This window comes from Phytohabitans rumicis (genome assembly GCF_011764445.1).
GTDB classification, from domain to species: Bacteria; Actinomycetota; Actinomycetes; order Mycobacteriales; family Micromonosporaceae; genus Phytohabitans; species Phytohabitans rumicis.
Map to the genome: position 1 here is coordinate 4336676 of NZ_BLPG01000001.1, position 25232 is coordinate 4361907.

Genomic DNA, 25232 nt, shown 5'->3' on the forward strand with positions numbered 1-25232 from the left:
CTGTCCATGACGCCCTACGAGGCGGTGTTGCGAGCCGCTCGCGACGTTGCCAAGCTCGACTGCGCCCTGGACGCCGAGATGCTCGGGACCGCACTGCTCGGCAGCGTGTACGCGGTCGCCGAGGAAGACCGGGCCGACGCCGTGCGCGACTTCGTGGGCGGGTTCCTCGCCGCCACGTCGCGGCGCCGCACGGCCGCCGCGACCACGATCCGGGAGGTCTTCGCGGCGCTCGTGCCCGAGGCGTCCGGCGCCGCCGCGGTCAAGCGCGGTGCCCAGGCGCCGCCGTGGACCGACCAGCTCGGGCAGGTGCGGCTCACCGGCAGCTACGCCTACGGAGACGTGTACGGCGACCAGACGTCCTACCTGGCCACCTTCGCCTACGACGACAGCGACTCGGGCGGCCCCGAGCACGCCGTGGTGGCCCTGGTCGACCACAACATCGGCATCACCAAGGACGTCTTCGTCGGCGGCCCGGCCGAGCGCATCCTGGCCCAGGTGCGGGAGATGTGCGCTGAGGACGAGCTCACCTGGTTTCGCGAGGAGGACCCGCGGCGCCTGCGCGGCGAGGTGGCCCGCCACCTGCGGATCACCGACGGGCTGACCAACCTGCCGGCGGACGGCTCGTTGGCCACCGACCGCGCGCTGGCCGGCGCCCGGCTGTCGCTGCTGCCCACGCCGATGCTGACGGCGGTGCCCGATCCCGCGCCGTTCTCCTCCGATGACCTGGTACGCCGCTTCCTCGACTCCTCGGAGGCGGCCCGCCACGGGCTGACCCACGTCACCGAGGCGGAGCTGCCGTCGCTGCACTTCTGCATCAGCCTGGTGCTGGACCATGTGGCCAGCTACGCCGAGCCCGACCCGATGCGGTGGAGTCCCGCCGTGGCCGGCCTCTTCCTGCTCGACTGGGTGCACCGGCGGGCCGTCCTCGACATGGACGACGCCGCGATGCTGCCCCGCGTGGTCCGCGCCTGGGCCGCGTACGCCAGCCGCCAGCGCGGGCTGCCCGCCTCGGCGGCCGCCCGCACGGACGAGGCGATCGAGGAGATGATCCCCGAGTTCGTGCGGCTCTACACGACCGGCGAACGCCGCAGCCCGGCCACGGCCGCCGTGGCCCAGCTGATCGCGGAAGGCATCGACCCCAGCGACCCCGACGCCCTGGACGCCTGGCTCCGCGACCGCGACTAACCCCGCCCCGCTACCCCACCGCCCCACCTGCCGCGCCCCACCTGCCGCGCCCCGCCCGCCCCGCCCCGCCCGCCGCGCCCCGGCGGGCGCTGCGTCGATCAAGGACTTTGCCGTCGATCAAGGGCAAATGGTCGTGCTTTGATCTCCAATCCACGGCCATTTGCCCTTGATCGACGCAGAAAGCCTTGATCGACGCAGCACGGCGGGCGGTGAGCCGGAGGGGTGAGCACTACGCGGGCTCGACCAGGCGTAGCCGGCGCTCCGCCAGGGTGATCGTCACCCGCTGACCCCAGGACATGGCGAGGTGGTCGGTTTCCAGGCCGTCGGCGAAGACCACGAGCCGGTCGCCCTCGGCGGTCACCTCCAGCGCGTCGCCGTCACTCAGCTGGCCGGCCGTCATCGACACCCCCGTCGCCGGTGACGGCCACGCCTCGCGTACGAACCAGCACAGCGCCGGCTCGTCGGGCTCGGGCAGGTGGGGTGCGCCGGGCCGCTCCCGGGAGATCGAGGCACACCACCCGGTCGCGCCGGTGCCGGTGCCCGCCACCAGGCCGGACGACGACTGCCGCTCCCGGCGCCCGTCCGCGGTGGACAGGACGTACCGGGCGGACTGGTGGCTGGCGTGCCCGACGTAGATCTCGTTCAGGCCCAGCAGCGCCTGCCCGTCGTCGAGGGCGGCGCGGGCCATCGTGCGCTCCCGTATCCGCGCCCGACCGGCGACCACCGCCGGCAGCAGCCGGCCGATGGAGTCTGGTGCGAATCGCACGAGCACGCCCGCGTTGCGCCCCGGCTCCGGGTCGACGCCGATGACCGGCTGCCCGTCGAGGTACTTCGCCGCGTTTGCCACCAGCCCGTCCTGGCCGACCGCGATCACGATGTCTTCCGGCGCGAACGGGAACCGGGCCAGGTCGTCGCGGTCCGCCCGGCCGCGCCGCCAGTCCGCCGGGATCGCGGCCCCGACCGCGGTCAGCGCGGCTTGGAGCGCGTCGTGCCGGGCCACGACCTCGGCCATGTCGCGGCCCCGCTGCCGGAGGAAGTAGCCGGCGGCGGCTTGGGTGCCGTGGTGAGCCAGCAGCTCGTCGAGCTCGCTGTGCCGGCTCACCACGACGACCCGCGGGGCGAGCGTGCCGGTCGCCGCACCCACGCTCATTTTCATTTCGAGAGCCGTCCGAGCAGGCTGGTCACCACGTCGGGAGTGACGGTGAGCTGGCCGATCTCGGGGAGCTGCCCCGCGACCTCGCGCAGCGCCAACGACTGGAGGACGGCCGGGGGCAGGTCCCGGTACGCCGCCAGCTTGGCCGCCTCGGTCTCTGCCTCGGCCAGCCCTACCGCCCGTACCCCCTCAGCCTTGGCAGCGGCGAGGGTGCGCTCCTTCTCTGCCTCGGCGGCGGCCAGCACCGCGGACCGCTCGGCCTTGCCCTGCGCGACGGCCAGCTCGGCGGTCGCCTCCAGCTCGGCCTTGCGGCGGGAGTTGGCGCCGTGCTGCTCGACGAGCTGCTGCTCGCGGCGGGCCAGCTCGATCTTGCTTTGCAGCTCGTTTTCGGCGATGGCCCGCTCCTGCTCGACGGCCTGGGCGCGGCGGGCGTACGTGGCGCGGTCGGCCTCGACCTGCACCGCCTCCCGGGTGGGCGTCTGCAGCGCGCGCTCCATCTCCGGCTCCGGGCGGACCGCGACGACCCGGGCGCTGACCACGGCCACGCCCACATCGGCGAGCCTTGCCTCGTCGCGGAGCGCCGCCGAGACCGCCTCGCGTACGGCGGCGATGTCGGTCAGCGCCTCGGCCAGCGGCACCCGGGCGAGCAGGTCGAGCGCCGGCTGCTGGGCCAGCTCGGCGAGGAGCGTGGCGATCTGGTCCAGCGGCCTGGCCCGGGCGACGCCGCGGTGCGGGTCGACGGAGAAGTCCAGCCGGCCGGCGGCCAGGGCCGGGTCGGCGACCCGGTACGTCACGGTGGCCTGCACGGTCACGTCGGCGAAGTCGCTGGTCCGGGCGTGGAAGAGCAGGGGCAGCTCGCGGTCGTCGACCGGCACCTCGCTCAGCACGCCGACCAGCGGCCGGTACCAGAAGGACTGCCCGATCCCCTCGTGCTTGACCCGGCCGCGCGCGTGGTGCCGGACCCAGGTCGTCGGGGCACCCCGCAGGTGCCGCAGGAACAACCGCTTGGTCACGTCCGCCATGACCACCCTCCCCTTTTTCTCGTCACCATGACGATAACAGCCGTGATAGATTCTCGTCAAGGTGGTGATAAAGAGATGTTCGCGGTCACCGTCGACCTGGTGGTCCTGACCGTCCGCGGCGGCGAGCTGTGCGTGCTCCTGGTACGCCGCGGCACCCCGCCCTTCGCGGGCCGGTGGGCGCTGCCGGGCGGCTTCGTCCTCCCCGCCGAGGACCTCGCCACCGCCGCCGTACGCGAGTTGGCCGAGGAGACCGGCCTACGCCACCCGGCCGGCCACCTTGAGCAGCTCGGCAGCTACGGCGACCCGGACCGCGACCCGCGCGGGCGGGTGGTCACGATCGCCTACCTGGCCCTGCTGCCGGATCTGCCCACCCCGGTGGCCGGCACCGACGCGGCGCACGCGGAGTGGCTCCCGATCTGCCGGGTACGCGAGGCAGACCTCGCCTTCGACCACGAAAAGATCTTCACGGACGGCCTGGAGCGGGCCCGCGCCAAGCTGGAGTACACGCCGCTGGCGACCGCGTTCTGCCCGCCCGAGTTCACCGTGGCCCAGCTGCGCCAGGTGTACGAGACGGTGTGGGGCACCCACCTCGATCCGCGCAACTTCCACCGCAAGGTCACGGGTACGCCCGGTTTTGTCGAGCCGGCCGGCCGCTCGACGACCGGCGACCGTGGCCGGCCCGCCCAGGTCTTCGTCCGGGCCCGGCCGCCCTGCTACACCCTCCGATGCTGCGGCCGGAACGCCCAAGATCCGCCTGATCAGGGACCCGCTCTCTCGGCACGCCACAAAACGCCCGAGCTATTCCCTGATCAACGCGGACGGGAAGGGCACGCACGGAGGTGTGGGCGTGGGCGGGAGGGTGATCACCGGGGGCGTGGGGGACGGGGAAGGCGTGGGAGAAGGCGAGGGGGACGGCGTCGGGGTCGGGGACGGGCGGGGGAGACCGAGGCGGACTCCACGGGACGGGCGGGGCGGGGGTGCGTGCGGATGGGGCGGCGGCGTTGAGGTTCGCGCTTCGCCACGGGGCGCAGAGACTCGGCCACTCCGGCCGGAAGCGGAGGCTCCTCGGGGAACAGCGTGGGCGGCGGCAACACCACCACCGGTCCCTCCGACGGCGGCGCGATGAACGGGGTCGTACCGCCCGCCGCCGTACTCCCGACGGTCGCCGAACCGGCGCTGATCGCCGCGATGATCGGGAGTGAGGACATTGTCACAAGCATGATTACGATGACGGTGTAACGCCTGGTGGGGCCGGCTAGGCCCTCCGCCCGGTGTACGCCGGCCACGCGCCGGTCCGCCACGTGCGTGCCGCCCGTCGGCCGGTGGCGCGCGAGCAGCGGCAGCGGCACCGAACCATCCCCCCGGTGCGGCACGGCTGTAGCTCCTCTACGTTGAGGCGGAAGTCCTCACACAGGGTCGCTCATACGGACACGGAGCGCCACCGCTCTAGAGCGTGTCCATGTGCCATTTTTTCTGCTATACCCGGCCTTTTTGCCACGTCCGCGCCGCCATCGTGGGCGGCCTCCGCACCAGCGGACGCAGCGAATACCGGCCTTTTTGCCACGTCCGCGCCGCCATCGTGGGCGGCCTCCGCACCAGCGGACGCCGCAACTACTACCCCAGACCGGCATTAGCCACCATTGGCAAGGTGGCACTGTGGAGAGCCTCCTCACCTCTGCGAATATGGACCCGACGGCAACGCCGCCGTAATCTCCGCCCACCAGCGGTGAGCGGCGGCGCGGGCCGTCACTCCGCCGCGCGGCAACCCCAACCCGGGCTAGGCGCGGCACCGGCACCACGAGCTGCGCGTCCCCGGGACACCCCCGGCAGCGCCGCACCGACGACAGGGAGAGACGGATGGCGAAACAAGCGGCCGGCGAACCAGCACCGGATTTCGTCCAGTTACTCACCCCGGACGGGGAGCGGATCGAGAGGGCTACCGGCGCCGACGGCGTCGAGTACTCGGTCGACTTCACCGACGAGGAGTACCGGGGGCTCTACCGCGACCTGGTGGTGATCCGCAAACTGGACGCCGAGGCCACCGCGCTGCAACGCCAGGGCGAGCTGGGCATCTGGGCCAGCCTGCTGGGGCAGGAAGCGGCTCAGGTCGGCTCCGGCAGGGCGTTGCGCACCCAGGACATGGCGTTCCCGACGTACCGCGAGCACGGGGTCCTGTATTGCCGCGGGATCGACCCGATCCTGCCGCTGAGCCTCTTCCGGGGCGTGGACCAGGGCGCCTGGGACCCCAACGAGGTCCGGGTCAACATGTACACGATCGTCATCGGCGCCCAGACGCTCCACGCCACCGGGTACGCCATGGGCATCACCAAGGACGGCAAGGTCGGCGGCGACGACGGCGAGGCCGTCCTCTGCTACTTCGGCGACGGCGCCACCTCCCAGGGAGACGTCAACGAGGCGTTCATCTGGGCCAGCGTGTTCCACTCCCCGATCGTGTTCTTCTGCCAGAACAACCAGTACGCCATCTCGGAGCCGATCGAGAAGCAGACCCGCATCCCGCTCTACCGGCGGGCGGACGGCTTCGGCTTCCCCGGCCTGCGGGTGGACGGCAACGACGTGCTCGCCACGTACGCGGTCACCCGCACGGCGCTCGACAACGCGCGGCACGGCCAGGGGCCGACCCTGATCGAGGCGTACACGTACCGGATGGGCGCCCACACCACCACCGACGACCCGACCCGCTACCGCATCGCTAGCGAGGTCGAGGCATGGCAGGCCAAGGACCCGATCGCCCGGGTACGGGCGTTCGTGGAAAAGCAGCAGATCGCCGACGCGGCCTTCTTCGACGAGGTCGACGAGCAGGCCAAGCGGGAGGCTCTGCACCTGCGCGAGCGCGTGCTCGCGATGCCCGACCCGCAACCGTTGACCCTGTTCGACAACGTCTACCCGCACGGCTCGCCGGAGATCGACGCCCAGCGCGAGCGGTTCGCCGAGTACCTGGACTCGTTCGAGGGGAGCGCGCACTGATGGCCGAGAAGCTGACCATTGGCAAGGCGCTGAACGCCGGCCTGCGACGGGCGTTGGAGAGCGACCCCAAGGTCCTCATCATGGGCGAAGACGTCGGCAAGCTCGGCGGCGTCTTCCGGATCACCGACGGCCTGCAGAAGGACTTCGGTGACGACCGTGTCATGGACACCCCGCTGGCCGAGTCCGGCATCATCGGCACGGCGATCGGCCTCGCGATCCGCGGCTACCGCCCGGTCTGCGAGATCCAGTTCGACGGCTTCGTCTACCCGGCGTACGACCAGATCGTCTCGCAGGTCGCCAAGATGTACTACCGGTCGCAGGGCAAGGTCAAAGTGCCCATGGTGATCCGCATCCCGTTCGGCGGCGGCATCGGCGCGGTCGAGCACCACTCCGAGTCGCCCGAGGCGTACTTCGCGCACACCGCCGGCCTCAAGGTGGTGGCGTGCAGCTCGCCGCAGGACGCGTACACGATGATCCAGCAGGCCATCACCTCCGACGACCCGATCGTGTTCTTCGAGCCCAAGCGGCGGTACCACGAGAAGGGCGAGGTCGACCCGGACCTGACGTACCCCTTGCATGCCTCCCGCCGCGTGCGGCCCGGCACGGACGCGACGGTCTTGGCCTACGGACCGATGGTCCGCACGGCCCTGGACGCGGCGACGGCCGCGGCCGAGGACGGCCGCGAGCTGGAGGTCTTCGACCTGCGCACGCTCTCCCCGCTCGACCTCGCGCCGATCTACGAGTCGGTGCGCCGCACCGGCCGCTGCGTGATGGTGCACGAGGCGCCGTCCAACGTCGGCCTGGGCGCCGAGATCGCCGCCCGGATCACCGAGGAGTGCTTCTACTCCCTGGAGGCACCCGTCCTGCGGGTGACCGGCTACGACACCCCCTACCCGGCCGCCCGGCTGGAGGAAGAGTTCCTGCCCGACCTCGACCGGGTGCTCGACGCCGTCGACCGCACCTTCAGGTGGTGACCGGGATGTCGCGGATCAAGGAGTTTCCCCTGCCGGACCTCGGCGAGGGCTTGGTCGAGGGCGAGATCCTCAAGTGGCTGGTGTCGGTCGGCGACACCATCGAGCTCAACCAGCCGATCGTCGAGGTCGAGACCGCCAAGGCCGCCGTCGAGATCCCCGCGAAGTGGGCCGGCAAGGTCCTCGCCATCCACTGCGAGGAGGGCACGACCGTCGAGGTCGGCGCGCCGATCATCTCGATCGACACGGACCCCGACGCCGGCGAGCCGGCCGAGGCCGCACGCACCCCGGTCCTGGTGGGTTACGGTCCGCGGACGGCCGCGGCCGCGCGCCGTCCTCGCAAAACAAACGGGAGTACGCCCAGCACCGCCCCGCCGGCCGTAGAGGCAGTGCCCGAACCGCCGTCGAAGCCGCTGGTGCTGGCCAAGCCGCCCGTCCGAAAGCTCGCCCGGGATCTCGGTGTGGATCTCACCACACTCACCGGCTCCGGGCCGGAGGGCTCGATCACCCGGGACGACGTGCAGGCCGCGGTGTCGGCGCCGGCCCCAGTTTTTGCGGTCGGTGATCGGGAGCAGCGCATCCCCGTCAAGGGCGTGCGCAAGCTCACCGCGGCGAACATGGTCACGTCGGCGTTCACGGCGCCGCACGTCAGCGAGTTCCTGACGATCGACATGACCCGGTCGATCAAGGCGCTCGACCGGTTGCGGGCGCTGCCCGAGTGGCGCGAGGCGCGGATCTCCCCGCTGCTGCTGGTCGCCAAGGCGGTCCTGCTGGCGGCCCAGCGCCACCCGATGATCAATTCCAGCTGGGCGGGCGACGAGATCGTCGTCAAGCAGTACGTCAACCTCGGCATCGCCGCGGCCACCGAGCGCGGGCTGATCGTTCCCAACATCAAGGACGCCGGCCGGCTCTCGCTGCGTGAGTTGGCCGACGCGATGACAGCGCTCGTGCAAACCGCCAAAGCAGGACGTACCGCCCCGGCGGACATGTCCGGCGGCACGTTCACGATCACGAACGTGGGCGTCTTCGGGATCGACACGGGCACGCCGATCCTGCCGCCGGGCGAGTCGGCGATCCTCGCGTTCGGCGCCGTACGTGAGGCGCCCTGGGTGCACAAGGGCAAGATCCGGGTGCGCCAGGTCACGACGCTCGGCCTGTCGTTCGACCACCGGATCATCGACGGCGAACTGGGCTCGAAGTTCCTGCGGGACGTGGGCGCGTTCCTCTCCGATCCGGAGGCGATCCTGCTGGCCTGGACCTAAGATTATTCGGCACGTGGCCGACCTCACCTAATAATCGATGGCGGATGCACGCTTTCCGAGGTTAAATAGGAGGCGAGCAAAGGGGAGGGAAGCCATGAAGATGATCGATCGGTACCGCAGCCGCCGCGAGGCCAACCGGCGCGCCCGCGCCATCGAGCGCGCACTGAGTGCCGCGAACTCGCCAGCCGTGCGCGACGAGATCCGCATCATCGCCCAGCGTCACTACGGGTGATCTGAAGCACGTCAGGGCCTATCCGGTGGATCTTGTGGGAGCGAGGCGAGGTCCAGGCGGCGATCCGGCGGTGCCGGGCGGGAGGTCACATACCGGTGTTGTATGTAGCCTTTCGTCCGGTGCCGCCGGTCGTCGTCTGGGCCCGCCGCAGCCCCACAAAGATCCGCCGGATAGGCCCTAGCGACCCGTCCGGGTGCACCGGGCGGGTCGTTTGTGTTGGCTGGTCGCCGAGACCGGGATTCCTGATAGCAGCGCGGGCCCGGTACGGTTGGCAACGGTCGTCGCCCCTTGGGCAGCGCACCCGTCGTCATCAATCGGTTACTGCTGGCGGCGGTCGCGAGTCGGGGCCGCCACGACCTGCACGGCCGGCTCCGCCGGGCCTCTACGCGGAGGCGGCACGGCCGACATGTGATGGAGGAGGCGCACATGACGTCCGAGGGCCCGCAGCACCCCGGCCAAGAGCCGGCTGACGCTGCGCCGGGCGCCGGCGGACCAGCGCTGTACGGCAGTAGTGGACAGCCGGCGCACGACAGCGAATGGGGCGTACCCACCCCGTGGGGAGCCGCTCCCCCGCCGAACAGCGCCGAGGCACCCGCCCCCGGCGTTCCGGCCGGTGCACCGGCACCCGCGTTCCCCACCAACTGGGGACCGCAGCCGGACGCCTACCCGCCTCCGCCAGCGGCGTACCCCCCGCCGCCCCAGGGCAACTTCCCCCCGCCCCCTCAGCCGGGCTTCCCACAGCCGCCCCAGGCAGGCTTCCCGCCGCCCGGCGTGGCGTCGGTGTCCCCGCCCGGCGTGGCCTCCGTGCCTCCCGCGCAGCCCCGGCCGAGCCGATGGGCCTGCCCCCGAGGCGTGGGCGCCGGTAGGTGCCTGGCCGCCGCCGACCGCCCAGCCGGAGCCGTCGTACCCGCCGGAGCCGGCTCCCCAGCCGTCCCTGCGCCCGGCCAGCCGGCACGACCTGCCCCAGCGCGAGCCCGGCGGTGGCTACGAGCCCGACGGCGGCCTTCAGCCGGGCAACGGCTTCCAGCCGGGTGGCTTCGGGCCGGCTAGCGGCTTTGAGCCCGCCAGGGGCTTCGAGCCCAACGCCGGCGGTTACGAGCAGCTTGGTGGCGGCTTCGAGCCCGCCGAGGGCTTCCAGCCCGCTGCCGGCGGTTACGAGCAGCCCGCCAGTGGTTACGAGCAGCCTGGCGGTCGCTTCGAGCCCGCCGGGGCGTCCAGCCCACTGCCGGCTTCGAGCCCAGCGCCGGCGGTTACGGCGAACAGCCCGGCGGCGGTTTTGAGCCGGCTTCCGGCGGTTACGAGCAGCCTAGGGGCGGCTTCGAGCCGACCCGGTACGAGGCGGGTCACCGGCAGCCTGACCGCGAAGACTCGCCGCCGCGTGGCTTCCCCGGGCAGGAGGTGCGCGTCCCAGGTGCCAACCTCGGCACCCCGCCGCCCGGTGAGCCCGGTCTGTTCACCCCGCGCCCGGCCGATCCGTACCAGGCGCCGCCGGCGGCCAACCCGTACCCGCAGGCCGGTCAGGGGCAGATCTCTTCACTCCGCCGCCCGCGCCGGGTCAGTACGGGCAGGCGCCGGAGGCTCAGCCCGCCTACGAGGCTCCTCCCCCTTCTTACGGCCCCCCACACGAGGCTCCGCCCTCGTACGACGGTCCTGGGTCCTATGGGCCGCCGCACGACGCTCCGTACGGGGCCCCGCACTCCTCCGAGCCGCAGGGCACGGATCCGCGCGATCAGCAGCCGTACGCATCCGCCCCGGCTGGCGGATCCGCTCCGGCCCCGGGGCCGTTCGGGTCCAACGGTCACGTGTTCGGGTCGGCGGGACCCTCCGCGCCCCGCCCCACGCGGCCGCCGCGGCGCCGCACTCGGACCAGGTCGAGCCCAAGCCGGTCTCGGCGAGCGCCTCCGTGCCGGTTGCCAGCCGCATCGCGCCCCCGGCCGACCAGGTCGCGGTCGTCCCACCGCAGGCGCAGGCGCCGCAGTCCCGCGTCTACGGCCGTCCGGCGGCGCCCGAGGTCGACGACCCCGAGCCGTTCTCGCCGCCGCCACCGCCTCCGCCGCGCCAGGGTCCCGTGTCGGCCAGCGCCCGGGTGGCGCCACCGTCGCCGTCCAGCGCGCCACCGTCGCCGTCCAGCGGCCCGGCCGCGCAGCCCACCTCGCCGCCCGCCCCGGGCGTCTACGGCGCGCCCCCCGGCACGTACGGCAGGCCGGTCAGCCCGCCCGGCGTGTATGGCGCCCCGCCCGAGACACCCGGCCCGTACGCGGCACCGCCGCAAGAGTTCCCGGGCCGTACGGGTCGCCCCAGGACGGTCCGCCGAACGTTCCCGGGCCGTACGGGTCGCCGCAGGACGCGCCCGGGCCGTACTCGGAGCCCACCGGGGTGTTCCAGGGCGCGCCTCCCGGCAGCCCGGTGAGCCCGCCGCCGTACCCGCCACCGGGTCCCGCGGCGTACACGGCGGCTCCGCAGAGCCCGGCCGCCTACGCACCGCCGCAGGGTCCGCCCGGCTACCCGCCCCAGTCGCCGCAGTCGACGGCCATGTTCCCGACGCCGCAGGGACAGCCCGGCTACCCGCCCTACGACGGCCCGACCGGCTATCCGCCGCATGACGGGCCGCCCGGCTTCCCGCCGCAGGGGCCACCCCAGGGCGGTCCCGCACCGTGGGGGCCACCGCCCGGCGCCGACCAGGAGCAGAACAAGTTCAACGCGTTCCAGCCGGAGGCGGCACCCGCCAAGCCGGAGTCGGAGCCGGTGCCGCAGGTGCGCAACGGCCGCGTACTCATCATGGTGCTGGCCGCCGCGGCGCTGCTGCTGATCGTCCCGCTAGGCATCGTCTGGCTGCTCACCCGCGGGTCCGACCCGTCGTTCAACCCCGAGGTCGGCTCCTGCGTCAAGCAGTCCGGCACGACCGGCGCGGTCGCGGCGCAGTGCACCGAGGCCAACGCGTTCAAGGTCGTGTCCAAGGTGGACGAGGCCAAGCAGTGCACCGACCAGAGCCAGCCGCACGTCGTGATCGCCGGTGACGGCGGCAAGGACCAGGTGCTCTGCCTGGCCCCCGCCGCCAGTGGCTGACCAGCGGGCCCGCGTTCGGGCGCCGGAGCTGCGCGGGCGCGGGTGGCTCAACACGGGCGGCCGCGACCTGCGGCTGGCCGACCTGCGCGGCAAGATCGTGCTGCTCGACTTCTGGACGTTCTGCTGCATCAACTGCCTGCACGTCCTGGACGAGCTACGGCCGCTGGAAGACAAGTACGGCGACGCGTTGGTCGTGATCGGCGTGCACTCGCCGAAGTTCGAGCACGAACGGGACGCCGCCGCGCTCGCCGACGCCGTCGAACGGTACGGCGTGGCGCACCCCGTACTCGATGATCCTGAGCTGGAGACCTGGCGGCAGTATGCGGCGAAGGCGTGGCCGACGCTGTCGGTGATCGACCCGGAGGGGTACGTCGTCGCGTCGATGGCCGGCGAAGGCCACGCCGAAGGGCTGAGTCGGCTCCTGGACGAGCTGATCGCCACGCACGAGGCGAAGGGCACCCTGCACCGGGGCGACGGGCCGTACGTGCCACCCGCCGACGCCGCGACCACGCTGCGCTTCCCGGGTAAGGGGGTCCGGCTGGCGAGCGGCAGCCTGCTGGTGTCCGATTCCGCGCGGCACTCGCTGGTGGAGTTGGCGCCCGATGCCGAGACCGTCGTACGGCGGATCGGGTCGGGGACGCGGGGCCGGGCCGACGGCGCGCCCGAGGTGGCCGGCTTCTCCGAGCCGCAGGGCCTCTCCCTGCTGCCGCCACGCGAGGCCGAGATCGCCGGGTACGACCTGGTCGTCGCCGACACGGTCAACCACCTGCTGCGCGGCGTACGGCTGGACACCGGCGAGGTCACCACCGTCGCCGGCACCGGACGGCCGTGGCGGTCCACCGTGGACGAGCACGCGCACGACGCGCTGGCCGCCGACCTGTCCTCTCCCTGGGACCTCGCCTGGTACGACGGCCGCGTGATCGTCGCGATGGCCGGCATCCACCAGCTGTGGTGGTTCGACCCGGTCAAGCGGACCACCGGCGTGTACGCGGGCACCACCGTCGAGGCCCTGCGCGACGGTCCGCTGCCCGACGTGTGGATGGCCCAGCCGTCCGGCCTGTCCGTCTCGGCGGACGGTGCCCGGCTGTGGGTGGCGGACAGCGAGGCCTCGGCCCTCCGGTACGTCGAAAGCGACGCCCTGCACACCGCAGTGGGCCAGGGACTCTTCGACTTCGGCCACGTCGACGGGCCGGCGGACCGGGCGCTGCTGCAGCACCCGCTCGGGGTCTGCGCCCTGCCCGACGGCTCGGTGCTGGTGGCCGACACCTACAACGGCGCGGTACGCAGGTACGACCCGCACTCCGGGATGGTGTCCACCGTGGCCGGCGACCTGGCCGAGCCGAGCGACGTGGTGCTCACCGCGGACGGTGGCGTCGTGGTGGTGGAGTCGGCGGCGCATCGGCTCACCCGGCTCGCACCGGGCGCGCTGTCCGCCGCGGGCGCCGTGACCGTGGCCGGCGAGCGGCACCGTACCGAGCGGCCGCCAACCGACCTGGCACCCGGCGAGGTGACCCTCGACGTCGTCTTCACCCCGGCACCCGGCCAGAAGCTCGACGAGTCATTCGGCCCGTCCACCCGGCTGGAGGTGTCCGCGTCCCCGCCCGAGCTGCTCCTGGACGGCGCCGGCGTGACCACCGACCTGTCCCGCCGGCTGGTGCTCAACGCGGAGGTGCCGGCCGGGGTGCTGCAGGTGGTCGCCCAGGCAGCGACCTGCGACGCCGAGGCCGAGCACGCCGCCTGCCACCTCACCCGCCAGGACTGGGGCGTCCCCATCCACGTCACCCCAGCCGGCACCACCCGCCTCCCGCTCATCCTCCGCGGGCTAGACGCCTGAGGCGTCTAGACGCCTGAGGCGTTAGGAGGGGACCCCTCCTATGCAAAAGGCGTTAACAGGGTGCCCTTCCTTTCAAGCGCCGCGCGCACCCCGCGAGCCAGCTCCACGGCGCCCGGGGTGTCGCCGTGTACGCAGATCGACTCCACGGGGAGCCGTACGACGGTGCCGTCCACCGCGACCACCGTGCCGTCCACCGCCATCCGCACGACCCGCTCGGCCACCTCGTCCGGCGACTTCACCAGGGCGCCGGGCGACGAGCGCGGCACCAGCAGCCCGCTCGCCTGGTAACCGCGGTCGGCGAAGCCCTCCCCGACGGTGCGCAGCCCGGCACCCGTGGCCAGTTGGGCCAGCACCGAACCGGGCAGGCAGAGCACCGGCAGCGTCCGGTCGTAGTCGACCACCGCGGCCACCACGGCCGCCGCCTGTGCCTCGTCGACCGCCGCCGTGTTGTAGAGGGCGCCGTGCGGCTTGACGTACCGCACCCGGGTGCCGGCGACGCGGCAGAAGGCGTCCAGCGCCCCGATCTGGTAGATCACGTCGTCGCGCAGGTCGTCGAAGGCGTACTCGATCCGCCGCCGCCCGAAGCCGGCCAGGTCGCGGTAGCCCACCTGCGCGCCCACCGCCACACCACGCGAAGCGGCGGACGCGCACACCCGTCGCATGGTCACCGGGTCGCCGGCGTGGAAGCCGCATGCGACGTTCGCCGAGGTCACCACCGTGAGGAGGGCGTCGTCGTCGCCGAGCCGCCAGGCGCCGAATCCCTCGCCCAGATCAGCGTTCAGATCCATGGAACCTCACCGTAGTCCCGGGCGCCGCCTGCGCGAGGGGCGAAACGTCGTCGACCACCCCGATGACGGGGTAGCCGCCGGTCGTCGGATGGTCGGCGAGGAAGATCAATGGTTGGCCGTTCGCCGGCACCTGCACCGCGCCGAGCACCACGCCCTCGCTCGGCAGCTCCGCGGCCTGCACACCCGAAGCGCGGGGCAGGGCCGCGCCGGTCAGTCGCGCGCCGACCCGGTTGCTCACCGGACTCATCGTGTACGCGGTGCCGAGCAGCGCCTCGACCGCCTCCCGCGTGAACCAGCCGTCCCGGGGCCCCAGCCTGATCCAGAGGTGCAGCGCGGCCGGGGCGGCTCCCATGGCACGAAGTCCACCGTGGACGGCGTACCGGCCGAGCCAAGCGGCAGCCGGTCGCCGTCCCGCAGTTGGGCCGGCCCCAGCCCGGAGAGGGTGTCCGTGGACCGGCTGCCCAGCACCGGCTCCACCGCGATGCCACCGGCAACGGCCAGGTACGACCGCACGCCGTACAGCGCCCGGCCGACCGAGATGACCGCACCAGCCGGCACCGCGACGGGTACGCCGTACGCCGCGGGCCGTCCGTCCACGGAGAACGGCGCACAGGCCCCGGTCAGCGCCACCGTGCCCGCCGAGGACAGCCGAAGCGAACACCCGCCGGCCGTCACCTCCAACCCCGCCGCGTCCGTGGCGTTGCCGACGAGGCGGTTGGCCAGCCGCAGCGCGGACGCGTCGAGGGCGCCCGACCGGGGCACGCCCAGGTGCGCCCAGCCGGGGCGGCCCAGGTCCTGGACGGTGGTCAGCGGGCCGGCCCGGAGCACGTCGACGGTCATGCGGGCACCAGCCGTACCCGGGTGCCGGGCGCGAGCAGGGCCGGCGGGTCCCGCCGTACGTCGAAGAGCACCGCGTCGGTCCGGCCGACCAGCCGCCAGCCGCCGGGTGACGCGGTCGGATAGATGCCGGCGTACTCCCCGGCGAGCCCCACCGACCCGGCGGGCACCCTCGGGCGCGGGCTCGCCAGGCGCGGCACCGCCCAGGACGCCGGCAGCCCGGCCAGGTACGCGAACCCGGGCGCGAAGCCGCAGAACGCCACCCGCAACTCGGTCCCGGCGAGGCGCTCCACCGCCTCGGCGACGGGCACCCCCAGTGCGCGGCGACGTCGACCAGGTCGCTTCCGTCGTACCAGACCGGGATCGTCACGAGCTCGCCGGAGACGGTGCCGGCGGGCGGCGGCGGTGCCCAGCCGGCCAGGAGCCGGTCCGTGGTTTCCGGGTCGACGCCGTCGAGCAGGACGGTCCGGGCGCCGGGGATGATCTCGACGGCCGCAAGTTCGCCCTGGTCGCGGCGGCGCCACAGCTCGGCCCGCCACGCTTCGACCTCGGCACCGCCGGCGCACTCGATGAGGAGGGCCGCGGCGCCTACCCGGCGTGTCCGCATGGCAGCTATGGTGCCCGACACCCGCTATCTACTTGCAAGTAACCTACGGTGCCGTAACCTAGATGATGTGACGACTGAGGCCCCAACCCGTCTGAGACCCATCGACATCGGCAAGCCGCGGATGCGCGGCTGGCTTCACGCGTACGCCTTCTTCGTCGCCGCCGTGTGCGGCGTCGTTCTCTGCTCGCTGGCCGCGACCCGTCCCGGCGCCGGCCCGATCGTGAGCTGCGTGATCTACAGCCTCACCGTGTGCGGGCTCTTCGGTACCAGCGCGCTCTACCACCGGCGCGTGTGGTCACCGCAGGGCTACGCGGTGATGAAGCGCCTCGACCACTCCATGATCTTCATCTTCATCGCCGGCACGTACACGCCGTTCTGCGTACTCCTGCTGCCGACGCGGCTCGCGACCATACTGCTGGCGATCGTGTGGATCGGCGCCGTAGGCGGCGTGGCGCTGAAGCTGATCTGGCCGCACGCGCCCCGCTGGGCCTCGGCGCCGCTCTACATCGGGCTGGGCTGGGTGGCGGTCGCCGTGCTGCCGGACATCGGCCGGCACGGCGGCGCGGCCGCGCTCACGCTGCTGGTCGCCGGCGGTTTGGCGTACACGGTCGGTGCGATCTTCTACGCCCTGCGCCGGCCCAACCCGTGGCCGACCGTCTTCGGGCACCACGAGTTCTTCCACGCGTGCACGCTCGTCGCCGCGATATGCCACCACATCGCCATCTACTTCGCGATCTACTCGTAGAGGCGGCCGGCCTCCCGGCGCTCCTCGACGACCCGCTCACGCTGGGTCTGGACCGGGACCACGCGCTCGGGCGTGACGATCGTGCGGCGGCGGCTCTGCCAGAACCACAGCGTGAGCAGCAGCCCGGCCAGACCAGCGATCATCAGCACCCAGCCGACGACGTTGATGTCCAGCCAACCCAGGTCGAAGTCCACGGCGAACGTGAAGATCGCACCCAAGGCGATCAGGAAAATGCTTCCACCGATACCCATAACACGTGCTTACCCACGTGTTTCGTTCCCCAATCAGGCAAGCTGTAACGCATGACGGAACGCACCCTCGTGCTGTTGCGCCATGCCAAGGCCGAACGGCCCGCCGGCATCGCCGACATCGACCGGCCACTCACGGCCCGTGGCCACGCCGACGCCGCCGCGGCCGGCGCCTGGCTCCATCGCCACGAGATCGCCCCTGACAGCGTCATCTGCTCGCCGTCCAAGCGCACCCGCCAGACCTGGCACGGGGTCGCCCTGGCGCTCGGCGGCTCCGGGCCCGCCGTCAGTTACGAGCCCGGCGTGTACGACGGCGGCGGGCGCGATCTTCTCGAGCTCGTTCAAGGCGTGCCGGACTCGGTGCGGACCGTGCTCCTGATCGGGCACAACCCGAGCGTCTCGGACCTGTCGGCGCTGCTCGACCCGGGCACGAGCCTGGACTCGGACGGGCTGCGCACGAGCGGGATCGCGGTGCACCGGTTCGCGGGCTCGTGGTCCTCCTGCAAGCCGGGAACCGCGGCCATGGACAGCACCCACACCGCCCGCGGTTAGCCCGCTCCTCGCCCCGCTCCTCGCCCCGCCGCGGCCGACGCCGCGCCGATCGCGGCCGCCGCCGTCGATCAAGGACTTCGCCGTCGATCAAGGGCATATGGCCGTGGTTCGATCTCCATTCCACGGCCATATGCCCTTGATCGGCGTGGTTTTCCTTGATCGGCGCAGAGGCGGGCCGCGTGGACGCGGGGCGGAGCGGGAGTGATCAGCTCATCGGGGGTGGGGGCGGCGGTGCGTCGGGCGGGAACGGCGGCTGCGGCGCCCCGCCGGGCGGGTGCGACAGCCGGGTCTCCTCCAGGAAGTTGTCGCTCATGCGGCGCCGCCGGTCCTGCCAGTACCAGACGGTGACCAGCAGGATCGCGCCGCCGGACAGGATGAGCACCACGCCCACCGCGTCCAGGTCGACCCACCACGGATCGACCCGGATGGCGAACGTCAGCATGGCGCCGGCCGCGATCAGGAAGATCCCGCCGCCGATGCCCATCTGTCCATTACATCGCGAGGCGGCGGTCTCTCGATGGGATTCCGCCGCCTCGCGAGCCTCTGTTTAGAACGCTTCCTCCGCCAGGTCCATCAGGTCCAGATCGGTGGACTCGATGATCCTGCGGTCGGAGCCGATGCGCGGCAACACCTCGTGGGCGAAGAACCGAGCCGCGGCGACCTTTCCCTCGTAGAAGGACTTGTCAGCGGCCGAGGTCTCAGCGGCCAGGGCGCGCAGCGCCACGTCGGCCTGGCGCTGCAGCAGCCACGCGACCACGAGGTCGCCGAGGGCGAGCAGCAGCCGGCGCGAGTTCAGGCCGATCTTGTAGAGCGCCCGGGGCTCGTCGCCCCCGGCCTCGCCGAGCCATCCGGTCAGGATGCCGAGGATGTTCTGCACCTCGGCCAGGGCCTTGCCCAGCGCCAGCCGCTCCTCCTTGAGCTGGCCGTTGCCGGTCTCCGCCTCCAGGAACTGCTGGATCTCGCCGGCGACCGTCATCAGCGCCTTGCCGCCGTCCTTGACCACCTTGCGGAAGAACAGGTCCAGGCTCTGGATCGCGGTCGTGCCCTCGTACAGGGTGTCGATCTTCGAGTCGCGGACGTACTGCTCCAGCGGGTAGTCCTGCAAATAGCCGGAGCCGCCGAAGGTCTGCAGCGCCTCGTGGCCAAGCAGCTCGTACGCCCGCTCGGAGCCGACGCCCTTGACCAGCGGAAGGAGCAGGTCGTTGACCCGCTTGGCGATCTTCGCGGTCTTCTCGTCGCCGGCCGCCTCGGCGATGTTGATGCGGTCCTGCCAGGTGGCCGTGTAGCAGACCAGCGCGCGCAGGCCCTCGGCGTACGCCTTCTGCAGCATCAGCGACCGGCGCACGTCCGGGTGGTGCGTGATGGTGACCCGGGGCGCGGCCTTGTCGGTCATCTGGAGCAGGTCGGCGCCCTGGACGCGGTTCTTGGCGTACTCGAGGGCGTTGCGGTAGCCGGTGGAGAGCGTGGAGATCGCCTTGGTGCCAACCATCATCCGGGCGTACTCGATGATCAGGAACATCTGCCGGATGCCCTCGTGCACGTCGCCCATGAGCCAGCCCTTGGCTGGCACGCCGTGCTCGCCGAACGTCAGTTCGCACGTCGTGGACACCTTCAGGCCCATCTTGTGCTCGACGTTGGTGGCGAAGACGCCGTTGCGCTCGCCCAGCTCACCGGTCGCGGGGTCGAAGTGGAACTTCGGCACGATGAAGAGCGACAGGCCCTTCGTGCCGGGGCCGCCGACCCCCTCGACGCCGACCGGGCGGGCCAGCACGTAGTGGATGATGTTGTCCGAGAGGTCGTGCTCGCCGCTCGTGATGAACCGCTTGACGCCCTCGATGTGGAAGGTGCCGTCCGGCTGCGGGATGGCCCGGGTGCGACCGGCGCCCACGTCCGAGCCGGCGTCCGGCTCGGTGAGCACCATGGTCGAGGCCCACTGCTTCTCGACGAAGAGCTTGGCCCACTCCTTCTGCTCGGGCGTGCCCTCGCGGTGCAGCGTGGTCGCGAACGAGGGGCCGGAGGCGTACATCCAGACCGGCGCGTTCGCGCCGAGCACCAGGTCGGCGAGGGTCCACCAGAGGGCCCGCGGAGCGTTCGTGCCGCCCAGGACCTCGGGCAGGTCCAGCCGCCAGAACTCGGCCGCCATGAACGCGTCGTAGGACTTGCGGAACGCGTCGGGCATCGTCACGGAGTGGGTGGCCGGGTCGAACACCGGGGGCGTGCGGTCGCCGTCCACGAAGCTGGCGGCGAGATCCTCACGCGCCAGCCGGTCCATCTCCGCCAGGATGCTGCGGGCCGTATCGACGTCCAGATCGGTGTACGGCTGCTGGCCGAACGCCCGGTCGGCGCCGAAGACCTCGAAGAGATTGAACTCGAGGTCCCGAAGGTTGCTCTTGTAGTGCGTCATGCTCGCTGGCCCCCGCTTCGGCAGGTTGTGTTACCGATCAGTAACATCAATTGTATTACCCGCCAGTAAGCAGCGACAAGAAAAGGGTGTGAGTGACCGTCGCCACACCCCGGCTCAGGGAAGCACGATGACGAGCGGGTACTCGCAGTTGACCTTGCTGGCGCCGAGCGCGTCGCCGTAGCACCAGTCACTCTGCGTACCGCCGTCTAGGTCGTCGTACCCGTCGCCGCCGTGCAGGGTGTCCGAGCCCTGGTCGCCGTGGAGCGCGTCCTCGTGGGCGCCGCCGTTGAGCGCGTCGTTGCCGTATCCGCCGTACACGACGTCGTGGCCCCACGAGCCGTACACGGTGTCGTCGCCGCCCATGCCCCAGATGCCGTCGCCGCCGCCGAAGCTGTAGATCACGTCGTCGCCGCCCACCTGTGGCAGCCAGTTACCGGACGGGTCGCCGCGCAGCGCGTTCGCCCCCGTGTTTCCGTACAGGGTGTCGGCGCCCAGGCCGCCAGTCAGATTCTCGACATCGACGGCGATCATGTCGTTTTCGCCGGCCGCGCCGTCGTTCGCGACGCCGTCGAGGCTGGCCGTGACGGCCGCCTTGTGGTTGCGGTAGCTGGCGGTGTCGCTGCCCGTGCCGCCGGTCAACTGGTCCGTGCCCCAGTCGCCGACGAGCGTGTCGTTGCCGCCCGCGCCGTTGACGGTGTCGGCGCCGGCGTTGCCCTCCAGCGTGTCGGCGCCGGTGCCGCCGGTCAGCGTGTCGCCGTACGGGCTGCCGACGACCCGCTCGAACTCCTCCAGGTCGTCGTGCTCGGCGCCGGTGCCGCCGTCGCCGGTGGCCAGGTTCACCGTGACCGCAGTCGCGTGCAGGGCGTAGCTGATCGTGTCGGTGCCGGTGCCGCCCTCGATGTGCTCGCCGTACGGGCTGGAGAAGACGGTGTCCGCACCCATGCCGGCCACCACGTACGACCCGCCGACGTCGATCCCGGTCAGGTCCGCGGTGTCGGCGCCGTCGCCGAGGCCGATCCGCCAGTTCACCGAGCCGCCGCCGACGATCGTGGCGGTGTCGCCCTGGTCGCCCGGCTCGATCGTCACGTCCGGCGAGGCCACCCCGACGTTGCACTGCACGTACGTGTCGTCGGCCGGCACCGGGTACGTGCACATCCCGATGATCGTGATGGGGTACACGTCGTCGACCGTCACCGTGGTGCCGGTCTTGACCACCGTGACGTCGTTGGCGAACCCGGGCGCGCCGTCGAAGTCCAGGTTGCCGTCGATGCCCACCTCGACCGTGCCGCCGGCTGGCCCCGCGTACGCCGGGCTCGCGGCCACTCCCGTGACGAAAACCGTGGATGCCGCCGCGACCAGGACGGCGACGCTCAGCCTCTTGACCATGGCGCAGGGATACCAACTCCGGGCCCCCGGAGCACGGCACGGTCAGCTATCCGACGCGCCCAGCTCCCAACTTGGCACCGCGGCGGTCGGGACCGGGCGCGCACCGGCGTACTCGAAGAGCACCAGCGCGATGTCGTCGTCGAGGCGACCGTGCACCCACTCGACCAGCGCGGTCTCCAGGGACGCCAGGCCGTCGCCGACCGTGCCGTGGCCGAGCAGCCGCCAGGCCCGGTCGGCGGTCGGGAAGAACTCGCCCTCCCGGCGGGCCTCGCCCAGCCCGTCGGTGAAGAGCAGCAGCCGATCGCCGGGCTCCAGCCGCTCCACCCGCGGCCGGACGACCGGCATGAAGCCCAGCGGCGGCGCCGGGGCCGGCGGCTCCAGCGGGATCACCTCGCCCCGCCGCAGCAGCAGCGGCGCGGGGTGCCCGCAGTTGACGATCGTGAGCGTGCCGCCGCGCTCCTCGACCAGCGCCGCGGTCACGAAGTCCTCGTCGCCGACGCTGCGGGCCACCGCCCGGTCCAGGTCGGCCACGATCGCCCGCAGGTCGGCCCGCTCATACGCGACGTGCCGGTACGAGCCGAGCACGATGCTGGCCAGCCGGACCGCGTCCAGGCCCTTGCCGCGCACGTCACCGATGATCATGCGAACGCCGTACGGCGTGTCGAGCGCCTCGTACAGGTCGCCGCCGATGTCGGCCGCGGCCGTCGCCGAGATGTACCGCCCGGCCACCGCGAGCGTCCCCACCTGCGGGCCTAGCGGCCGCAGCACCGCCTGCTGCGCCACCGACGCCAGCCGGGACAGCTCCGCGATGCGCTCGGCCTGCCGTTCCCGGATGGTGGCCACCGCGGCGGCGATCCCGGTGGCCAGCCCGATGCCCACCACGATCGTGGCGTTGGCCAGCCTGTTGTCCTGCCCGGCCAGCGCGAACGCGCCGCCCACCACGGTCGCCAGCACCCCACGGCCAGCACCACCCGCCACGACGCGAACGCCGCCGCCAGGAACGGCGCCGCCACGATCAGGCCGATATACCGGGCCTCCGACCCGTCCGCCAGCTCGATCGCCGACACGAGCGCGAGCAGCACAAGGGCCGCGCCGAGGCCGGCGCGGGAACCAGGGCTCAGCGGGCGGCGGCCCGGCGGCAACAATCGCATGGGTACGCCGAACAGCATGCCTGATCGACGGCCACGACTGAACGAAGTTGACCCGTCGTCCGATCCGGATTTGGCCACCTGGTGCGGGTGGTTGCTATGCCTAAGGTCATTTCAGGATTTCATACGTCACGTCGACGTGGCCCAGGTCGAGCGAGGCGATCGCCCGGAAGGCGGCCCGGGACAGGTCGATGCAGCGCCCGTCGACGTACGGGCCACGGTCGTTGATCCGCACGACCACGGACTTGCCGTTATCGGGGTTGGTGACCCGTACCCGGGTGTCGAACGCCCAGGTCTTGTGGGCGGCGGTGAGCGCCTCCGGGTCGAATTCCTCGCCGTTGGCGGTCGGCTGTGGCTCGTCGTAGTACGACGCCCCGCACGACCCGGTGGCGGTGACCGTCTCCGGCGCCTTGGTGGCCTTGGCGCTGGTCTTCGCCGAGCTGGGCTCCGCGCTGCGGGCGTTGCCCCGGGAGGCCCGCAGCGGCGTCGCGGCAGGCGTTGGTGTTTGCGCCGCCACCGTAGGCGTCGCGCTGGCCGCCGCGGCCACCGGTTCGGTGCTTGGCTGGCGGGCATCGTGCAGCCGCAGCGCGCCGTACGCCCCGCCCACGAGCAGGACCCCGACGACCGCCGCCGAGACCAGTGAACTGCCCCGGGACCTGCGTGAATGCTTTCCGGTCACCGGCGGACCGTAGGCAGCTCCCCGCCTCCAGTGTCAAAGTGATCTATGGCTTTAGTACGGCTTTGTGGTGAAACGTTCAGCCAATCGAACGACCTGGTGTGGTCCGGTTGTCCCCGCTCCGGACAATGGGTACGTGCCGGATGCCCTCACGAAACGCCTGGTCGACGCGTTCCGCTGGATCGACCCCGGACCGGAGAGCACCCACCTCGTCAGCGACATGTCCGGCTGGTGGCGCGACCCGGAGATCCTCGACGGCCTCGGCCCGGCCCTCGCCGACCTCTTCCGCACCGACCGCCCCACCGTGGTGATCGCGCCCGAAGTCACCGGCTACCTGGTCGGCCCCCTGGTCGCCACGGCCCTGGGCGCCGGCTTCGTGCCGGGCCTCAAGGAGGGCGCCGACCGCCAGATCGCCGAGCCCGTGACCTGGGCCCGCACCGAGCCGGACTATCGCGGCCGCACGCTGGCGCTGGGCGTACGCAGCCGCCACATCACGCCCGCCGACCGCGTCCTGGTGGTGGACGACTGGGTCTCCACCGGCGCCCAGGTAGGCGCCCTCTACCAGGTAATACGCGCCCTCGGCGCGACGGTGGTGGGCTGCGCCGCGGTGGTCGCCGACTGCCCCCGGAGATCCAGACCCGCCTGGCCATCCGCTCCCTCCTGACCTCCGACACCCTCGACCCGCACCCTTGAGTCATGCCGCAGGGGTCTTGGGGGTGAACCCGACCGCCAGTTCAACGTCGAGAGCGCGGGCGAGACGCTCCAGAACGTGAAGCGTCGGGACCGTCCCGCCAGCCTCGAAGCGCGCGACTGCCGACTGCGTCATCCCGGCCCCTTGCGCGAGCCGGCTCTGGCTCCAACCCCGCTGCTCACGCAACTCGCGCACGGCACGACCGAGCTCGAAGGCGAGCCGGGCGGCCTCGTACTCCGCGACGGCGCCGGGCTCGGCCATCCGGCGGTCCCGGACATCGGTCCAACTGCTGCGCTCGCTCATCCCTCAACCCTCGTCTTCCTCAACGGTGTGTAGGGCTTGCCCAGCAGCGGCCCTTCCGCGGCCAACAGATCGATGTAGAACGCCGCCCGCGCGAAGTGCGCGGTAGGTAAGCTCTCCAACCACTCCCTGATCTCCGGTTCCAGCTCCACCGTACCCCAGGTCATAGCATCGATGCTATGAGCAGCGGGCTGAACGCGCTGCCCCGACGACGACGTGAGGAGCACTGCGTTGCCAGGAATCGATGTTTCGATCGTGTCCTCGCCCGCGGCCGACGATGACCTGTTCGTGACGGAGGTCGTGGACCTGGTCAACCGGGTGTACGCCGAGGCCGAGAAGGGGCTGTGGCTGGACGGCGCCGACCGGACCAACGCACCCGAGGTAGTGGCGATCGTCCGTACCGGGCAGCTCGCCGTGGCCCGGCTGGACGGTGAGCTCGCCGGCGCCGTACGCGTCCAGCGGCTCGACGGCGGGATCGGCGAGTTCGGGATGCTGGTCGCCAGCCCGGAGCTGCGTGGCGTGGGCGTCGGCCGGGCGCTGGTCGACTTCGCCGAGCGGTGGGCACGGGAGCAGGGGCTCGCCCGGATGCAGCTCGAACTGCTCGTACCGCAGACGTGGACGCATCCGGTCAAGGAGTTCCTCCACGGCTGGTACACCCGCATCGGCTATCAACCCGTGCGTACCGGGCGGCTGGACGAGGCGTACCCGGCGCTGCAACCCCAACTCGCGACCCCGTGCGACTTCGTGATCTACCACAAGGACCTGTAGCACCGGGCGCCTAGACTCTTTGCTGTGCCGAGTGTGCTGAGCCTGTGCGCGTACGTCATCGGGCTTTTCGCTGGCGGCACCAGCTCGACCGAGCTGATCGCCGGTGCCGCGCTCGCCGCCGTGAGCCTCCTCGCCATCGCGGTCTCCTTCCACGTCGCCGCGGGCCGCCTGCCCGGCACGGGCCGCCCGGCACGACTGCACAGCGCCGCCGTACGCGAGCACACCCGCGGCGCCCGGCTCCCGCGACTGCGCGACCCCGACGCGGCTGGCCGCGCCCGGCCCCGAGCACCGTCCGCGCGCCCCTCGGCCGCGTAGCGCTTCCTCACCCATCTGCCTGCCGCCGCGCGGCCGGTTTGCGATGCCGTCATCCGC

25 protein-coding genes and 4 pseudogenes are annotated in these 25232 nt (G+C 72.2%); 14 read left to right on the top strand and 15 right to left on the bottom strand.

Going from position 1 to position 25232, the window contains the following annotated elements; all coding sequences use genetic code 11:
• Positions 1-6 precede the first annotated feature (6 nt).
• Entirely contained in the window at positions 7-1185 is a 1179-nt protein-coding gene (locus tag Prum_RS19310) for a hypothetical protein (RefSeq protein WP_173077800.1), read from the top strand.
• Positions 1186-1414: 229 nt separating this feature from the next.
• Here the strand turns inward: Prum_RS19310 and Prum_RS19315 are convergent, their stop codons facing one another.
• Positions 1415-2335 carry an NAD(+)/NADH kinase gene (locus Prum_RS19315; protein ID WP_173077801.1) on the bottom strand — a complete coding sequence of 307 codons (921 nt, stop codon included), beginning with the start codon at positions 2333-2335 and terminating at the stop codon, positions 1415-1417.
• Between the two features lie 2 nt (positions 2336-2337).
• On the bottom strand, positions 2338-3360 hold the full coding sequence (locus Prum_RS19320; protein ID WP_173077802.1) for an SPFH domain-containing protein: 1023 nt from the start codon (positions 3358-3360) through the stop codon (positions 2338-2340).
• Between the two features lie 27 nt (positions 3361-3387).
• On the opposite strand from Prum_RS19320, the pseudogene Prum_RS19325 reads away from it, so the two are divergent.
• The 6 genes and pseudogenes from Prum_RS19325 (at position 3388) to Prum_RS19355 (ending at position 8810) form a co-directional block, all read left to right on the top strand.
• Positions 3388-4118, top strand: a pseudogene (locus tag Prum_RS19325) (NUDIX hydrolase).
• Positions 4119-4437: 319 nt separating this feature from the next.
• Positions 4438-4599, top strand: a complete 162-nt coding sequence (locus Prum_RS19335; RefSeq protein ID WP_173077803.1) for a hypothetical protein — start codon at positions 4438-4440, stop codon at positions 4597-4599.
• A gap of 618 nt (positions 4600-5217) precedes the next feature.
• Positions 5218-6345 carry a pyruvate dehydrogenase (acetyl-transferring) E1 component subunit alpha gene (pdhA, locus tag Prum_RS19340; RefSeq protein ID WP_173077804.1) on the top strand — a complete coding sequence of 376 codons (1128 nt, stop codon included), beginning with the start codon at positions 5218-5220 and terminating at the stop codon, positions 6343-6345.
• Positions 6342-7319: an alpha-ketoacid dehydrogenase subunit beta gene (locus Prum_RS19345; protein WP_173083894.1), complete on the top strand. Its 978-nt coding sequence runs from the start codon at positions 6342-6344 to the stop codon at positions 7317-7319. The genes pdhA and Prum_RS19345 overlap by 4 nt, the downstream gene beginning before the upstream one ends.
• 5 nt (positions 7320-7324) lie before the next feature.
• Positions 7325-8578 carry a dihydrolipoamide acetyltransferase family protein gene (locus Prum_RS19350; RefSeq protein ID WP_173083896.1) on the top strand — a complete coding sequence of 418 codons (1254 nt, stop codon included), beginning with the start codon at positions 7325-7327 and terminating at the stop codon, positions 8576-8578.
• A gap of 94 nt (positions 8579-8672) precedes the next feature.
• A complete protein-coding gene (locus Prum_RS19355) occupies positions 8673-8810 on the top strand; it encodes a hypothetical protein (protein WP_173077805.1) in 138 nt (45 codons plus the stop codon).
• Between the two features lie 1986 nt (positions 8811-10796).
• Here the strand turns inward: Prum_RS19355 and Prum_RS19360 are convergent.
• Positions 10797-10961 (bottom strand): hypothetical protein, encoded by a 165-nt coding sequence (locus Prum_RS19360; RefSeq protein WP_173077806.1) that lies wholly within the window; start codon positions 10959-10961, stop codon positions 10797-10799.
• A gap of 56 nt (positions 10962-11017) precedes the next feature.
• Positions 11018-11260: a hypothetical protein gene (locus Prum_RS19365; protein WP_173077807.1), complete on the bottom strand. Its 243-nt coding sequence runs from the start codon at positions 11258-11260 to the stop codon at positions 11018-11020.
• A gap of 82 nt (positions 11261-11342) precedes the next feature.
• Between Prum_RS19365 and Prum_RS19370 the strand changes: the two genes are divergently transcribed.
• Together Prum_RS19370 and Prum_RS19375 are read left to right on the top strand one after the other, a co-directional pair.
• Positions 11343-11876, top strand: a complete 534-nt coding sequence (locus Prum_RS19370; RefSeq protein WP_173077808.1) for an LppU/SCO3897 family protein — start codon at positions 11343-11345, stop codon at positions 11874-11876.
• Positions 11869-13710: an NHL domain-containing thioredoxin family protein gene (locus Prum_RS19375; protein ID WP_173077809.1), complete on the top strand. Its 1842-nt coding sequence runs from the start codon at positions 11869-11871 to the stop codon at positions 13708-13710. The genes Prum_RS19370 and Prum_RS19375 overlap by 8 nt, the downstream gene beginning before the upstream one ends.
• Positions 13711-13748: 38 nt before the next feature.
• Here Prum_RS19375 and Prum_RS19380 read toward each other — a convergent pair whose 3' ends face one another.
• From Prum_RS19380 to Prum_RS19390, 3 genes and pseudogenes are all read right to left on the bottom strand, one after another.
• A complete protein-coding gene (locus Prum_RS19380) occupies positions 13749-14498 on the bottom strand; it encodes a LamB/YcsF family protein (protein WP_173077810.1) in 750 nt (249 codons plus the stop codon).
• Positions 14482-15338: pseudogene (locus Prum_RS55090) on the bottom strand (5-oxoprolinase subunit C family protein). Before Prum_RS55090 ends, Prum_RS19380 begins: the two are co-directional and overlap by 17 nt.
• Positions 15335-15942: pseudogene (locus tag Prum_RS19390) on the bottom strand (5-oxoprolinase subunit B family protein). Before Prum_RS19390 ends, Prum_RS55090 begins: the two co-directional pseudogenes overlap by 4 nt.
• 67 nt (positions 15943-16009) lie before the next feature.
• Between Prum_RS19390 and trhA the strand changes: the two are divergent.
• Positions 16010-16687, top strand: a complete 678-nt coding sequence (gene trhA / locus Prum_RS19395) for a PAQR family membrane homeostasis protein TrhA (protein ID WP_173077811.1) — start codon at positions 16010-16012, stop codon at positions 16685-16687.
• On the opposite strand, the gene Prum_RS19400 is transcribed toward trhA, so the two are convergent.
• Complete coding sequence (locus tag Prum_RS19400) at positions 16678-16938, bottom strand: DUF6458 family protein (protein ID WP_173077812.1); 261 nt, start codon at positions 16936-16938, stop codon at positions 16678-16680. The two genes, trhA and Prum_RS19400, sit on opposite strands and share 10 nt — an antisense overlap.
• Positions 16939-16989: 51 nt before the next feature.
• Between Prum_RS19400 and Prum_RS19405 the strand changes: the two genes are divergently transcribed.
• A complete protein-coding gene (locus tag Prum_RS19405) occupies positions 16990-17487 on the top strand; it encodes a SixA phosphatase family protein (RefSeq protein WP_173077813.1) in 498 nt (165 codons plus the stop codon).
• Between the two features lie 205 nt (positions 17488-17692).
• Here Prum_RS19405 and Prum_RS19410 read toward each other — a convergent pair whose 3' ends face one another.
• The 5 genes and pseudogenes from Prum_RS19410 to Prum_RS19430 all read right to left on the bottom strand — a co-directional run bounded on the left by Prum_RS19410 (position 17693) and on the right by Prum_RS19430 (position 23104).
• Positions 17693-17971 carry a DUF6458 family protein gene (locus Prum_RS19410; RefSeq protein WP_173077814.1) on the bottom strand — a complete coding sequence of 93 codons (279 nt, stop codon included), beginning with the start codon at positions 17969-17971 and terminating at the stop codon, positions 17693-17695.
• 63 nt (positions 17972-18034) lie between these two features.
• Positions 18035-19891: an acyl-CoA dehydrogenase gene (locus Prum_RS19415; protein WP_173077815.1), complete on the bottom strand. Its 1857-nt coding sequence runs from the start codon at positions 19889-19891 to the stop codon at positions 18035-18037.
• Between the two features lie 114 nt (positions 19892-20005).
• Positions 20006-21277 carry a calcium-binding protein gene (locus Prum_RS19420; RefSeq protein WP_173077816.1) on the bottom strand — a complete coding sequence of 424 codons (1272 nt, stop codon included), beginning with the start codon at positions 21275-21277 and terminating at the stop codon, positions 20006-20008.
• 42 nt (positions 21278-21319) lie between these two features.
• A pseudogene (locus tag Prum_RS19425) lies at positions 21320-22446 on the bottom strand (PP2C family protein-serine/threonine phosphatase).
• An 88-nt stretch (positions 22447-22534) separates the two neighbouring features.
• Complete coding sequence (locus tag Prum_RS19430) at positions 22535-23104, bottom strand: septal ring lytic transglycosylase RlpA family protein (protein ID WP_173077817.1); 570 nt, start codon at positions 23102-23104, stop codon at positions 22535-22537.
• Positions 23105-23237: 133 nt separating this feature from the next.
• On the opposite strand from Prum_RS19430, the gene Prum_RS19435 reads away from it, so the two are divergent.
• Positions 23238-23765 carry a phosphoribosyltransferase family protein gene (locus Prum_RS19435; RefSeq protein WP_308785361.1) on the top strand — a complete coding sequence of 176 codons (528 nt, stop codon included), beginning with the start codon at positions 23238-23240 and terminating at the stop codon, positions 23763-23765.
• Positions 23766-23795: 30 nt separating this feature from the next.
• Here the strand turns inward: Prum_RS19435 and Prum_RS19440 are convergent, their stop codons facing one another.
• Both Prum_RS19440 and Prum_RS19445 read right to left on the bottom strand, forming a co-directional pair.
• Positions 23796-24095: a helix-turn-helix domain-containing protein gene (locus Prum_RS19440; RefSeq protein WP_173077818.1), complete on the bottom strand. Its 300-nt coding sequence runs from the start codon at positions 24093-24095 to the stop codon at positions 23796-23798.
• Complete coding sequence (locus Prum_RS19445) at positions 24092-24259, bottom strand: type II toxin-antitoxin system RelE/ParE family toxin (RefSeq protein WP_218577292.1); 168 nt, start codon at positions 24257-24259, stop codon at positions 24092-24094. The genes Prum_RS19440 and Prum_RS19445 overlap by 4 nt, the downstream gene beginning before the upstream one ends.
• Before the next feature lie 88 nt (positions 24260-24347).
• Here Prum_RS19445 and Prum_RS19450 point away from each other — a divergent pair, with 88 nt between their 5' ends.
• Positions 24348-24860: a GNAT family N-acetyltransferase gene (locus Prum_RS19450; protein ID WP_246277980.1), complete on the top strand. Its 513-nt coding sequence runs from the start codon at positions 24348-24350 to the stop codon at positions 24858-24860.
• 24 nt (positions 24861-24884) lie between these two features.
• Positions 24885-25175, top strand: a complete 291-nt coding sequence (locus Prum_RS19455; protein WP_246277981.1) for a DUF6412 domain-containing protein — start codon at positions 24885-24887, stop codon at positions 25173-25175.
• The last annotated feature ends 57 nt before the right edge of the window (positions 25176-25232 follow it).

What these genes read in the sequence shown, in the direction of transcription:
- Prum_RS19315 (WP_173077801.1), bottom strand. Translation starts at nt 2,335, where the DNA reads ATGAGCGTGGGTGCGGCGACCGGCACGCTCGCCCCGCGGGTCGTCGTG.
- Prum_RS19310 (WP_173077800.1), top strand. Translation starts at nt 7, where the DNA reads ATGACGCCCTACGAGGCGGTGTTGCGAGCCGCTCGCGACGTTGCCAAG.
- Prum_RS19400 (WP_173077812.1), bottom strand. Translation starts at nt 16,938, where the DNA reads ATGGGTATCGGTGGAAGCATTTTCCTGATCGCCTTGGGTGCGATCTTC.
- Prum_RS19320 (WP_173077802.1), bottom strand. Translation starts at nt 3,360, where the DNA reads ATGGCGGACGTGACCAAGCGGTTGTTCCTGCGGCACCTGCGGGGTGCC.
- Prum_RS19380 (WP_173077810.1), bottom strand. Translation starts at nt 14,498, where the DNA reads ATGGATCTGAACGCTGATCTGGGCGAGGGATTCGGCGCCTGGCGGCTC.
- Prum_RS19410 (WP_173077814.1), bottom strand. Translation starts at nt 17,971, where the DNA reads ATGGGCATCGGCGGCGGGATCTTCCTGATCGCGGCCGGCGCCATGCTG.
- Prum_RS19445 (WP_218577292.1), bottom strand. Translation starts at nt 24,259, where the DNA reads ATGACCTGGGGTACGGTGGAGCTGGAACCGGAGATCAGGGAGTGGTTG.
- Prum_RS19405 (WP_173077813.1), top strand. Translation starts at nt 16,990, where the DNA reads ATGACGGAACGCACCCTCGTGCTGTTGCGCCATGCCAAGGCCGAACGG.
- Prum_RS19440 (WP_173077818.1), bottom strand. Translation starts at nt 24,095, where the DNA reads ATGAGCGAGCGCAGCAGTTGGACCGATGTCCGGGACCGCCGGATGGCC.
- Prum_RS19415 (WP_173077815.1), bottom strand. Translation starts at nt 19,891, where the DNA reads ATGACGCACTACAAGAGCAACCTTCGGGACCTCGAGTTCAATCTCTTC.
- Prum_RS19350 (WP_173083896.1), top strand. Translation starts at nt 7,325, where the DNA reads ATGTCGCGGATCAAGGAGTTTCCCCTGCCGGACCTCGGCGAGGGCTTG.
- pdhA (WP_173077804.1), top strand. Translation starts at nt 5,218, where the DNA reads ATGGCGAAACAAGCGGCCGGCGAACCAGCACCGGATTTCGTCCAGTTA.
- Prum_RS19420 (WP_173077816.1), bottom strand. Translation starts at nt 21,277, where the DNA reads ATGGTCAAGAGGCTGAGCGTCGCCGTCCTGGTCGCGGCGGCATCCACG.
- Prum_RS19355 (WP_173077805.1), top strand. Translation starts at nt 8,673, where the DNA reads ATGAAGATGATCGATCGGTACCGCAGCCGCCGCGAGGCCAACCGGCGC.
- Prum_RS19370 (WP_173077808.1), top strand. Translation starts at nt 11,343, where the DNA reads ATGTTCCCGACGCCGCAGGGACAGCCCGGCTACCCGCCCTACGACGGC.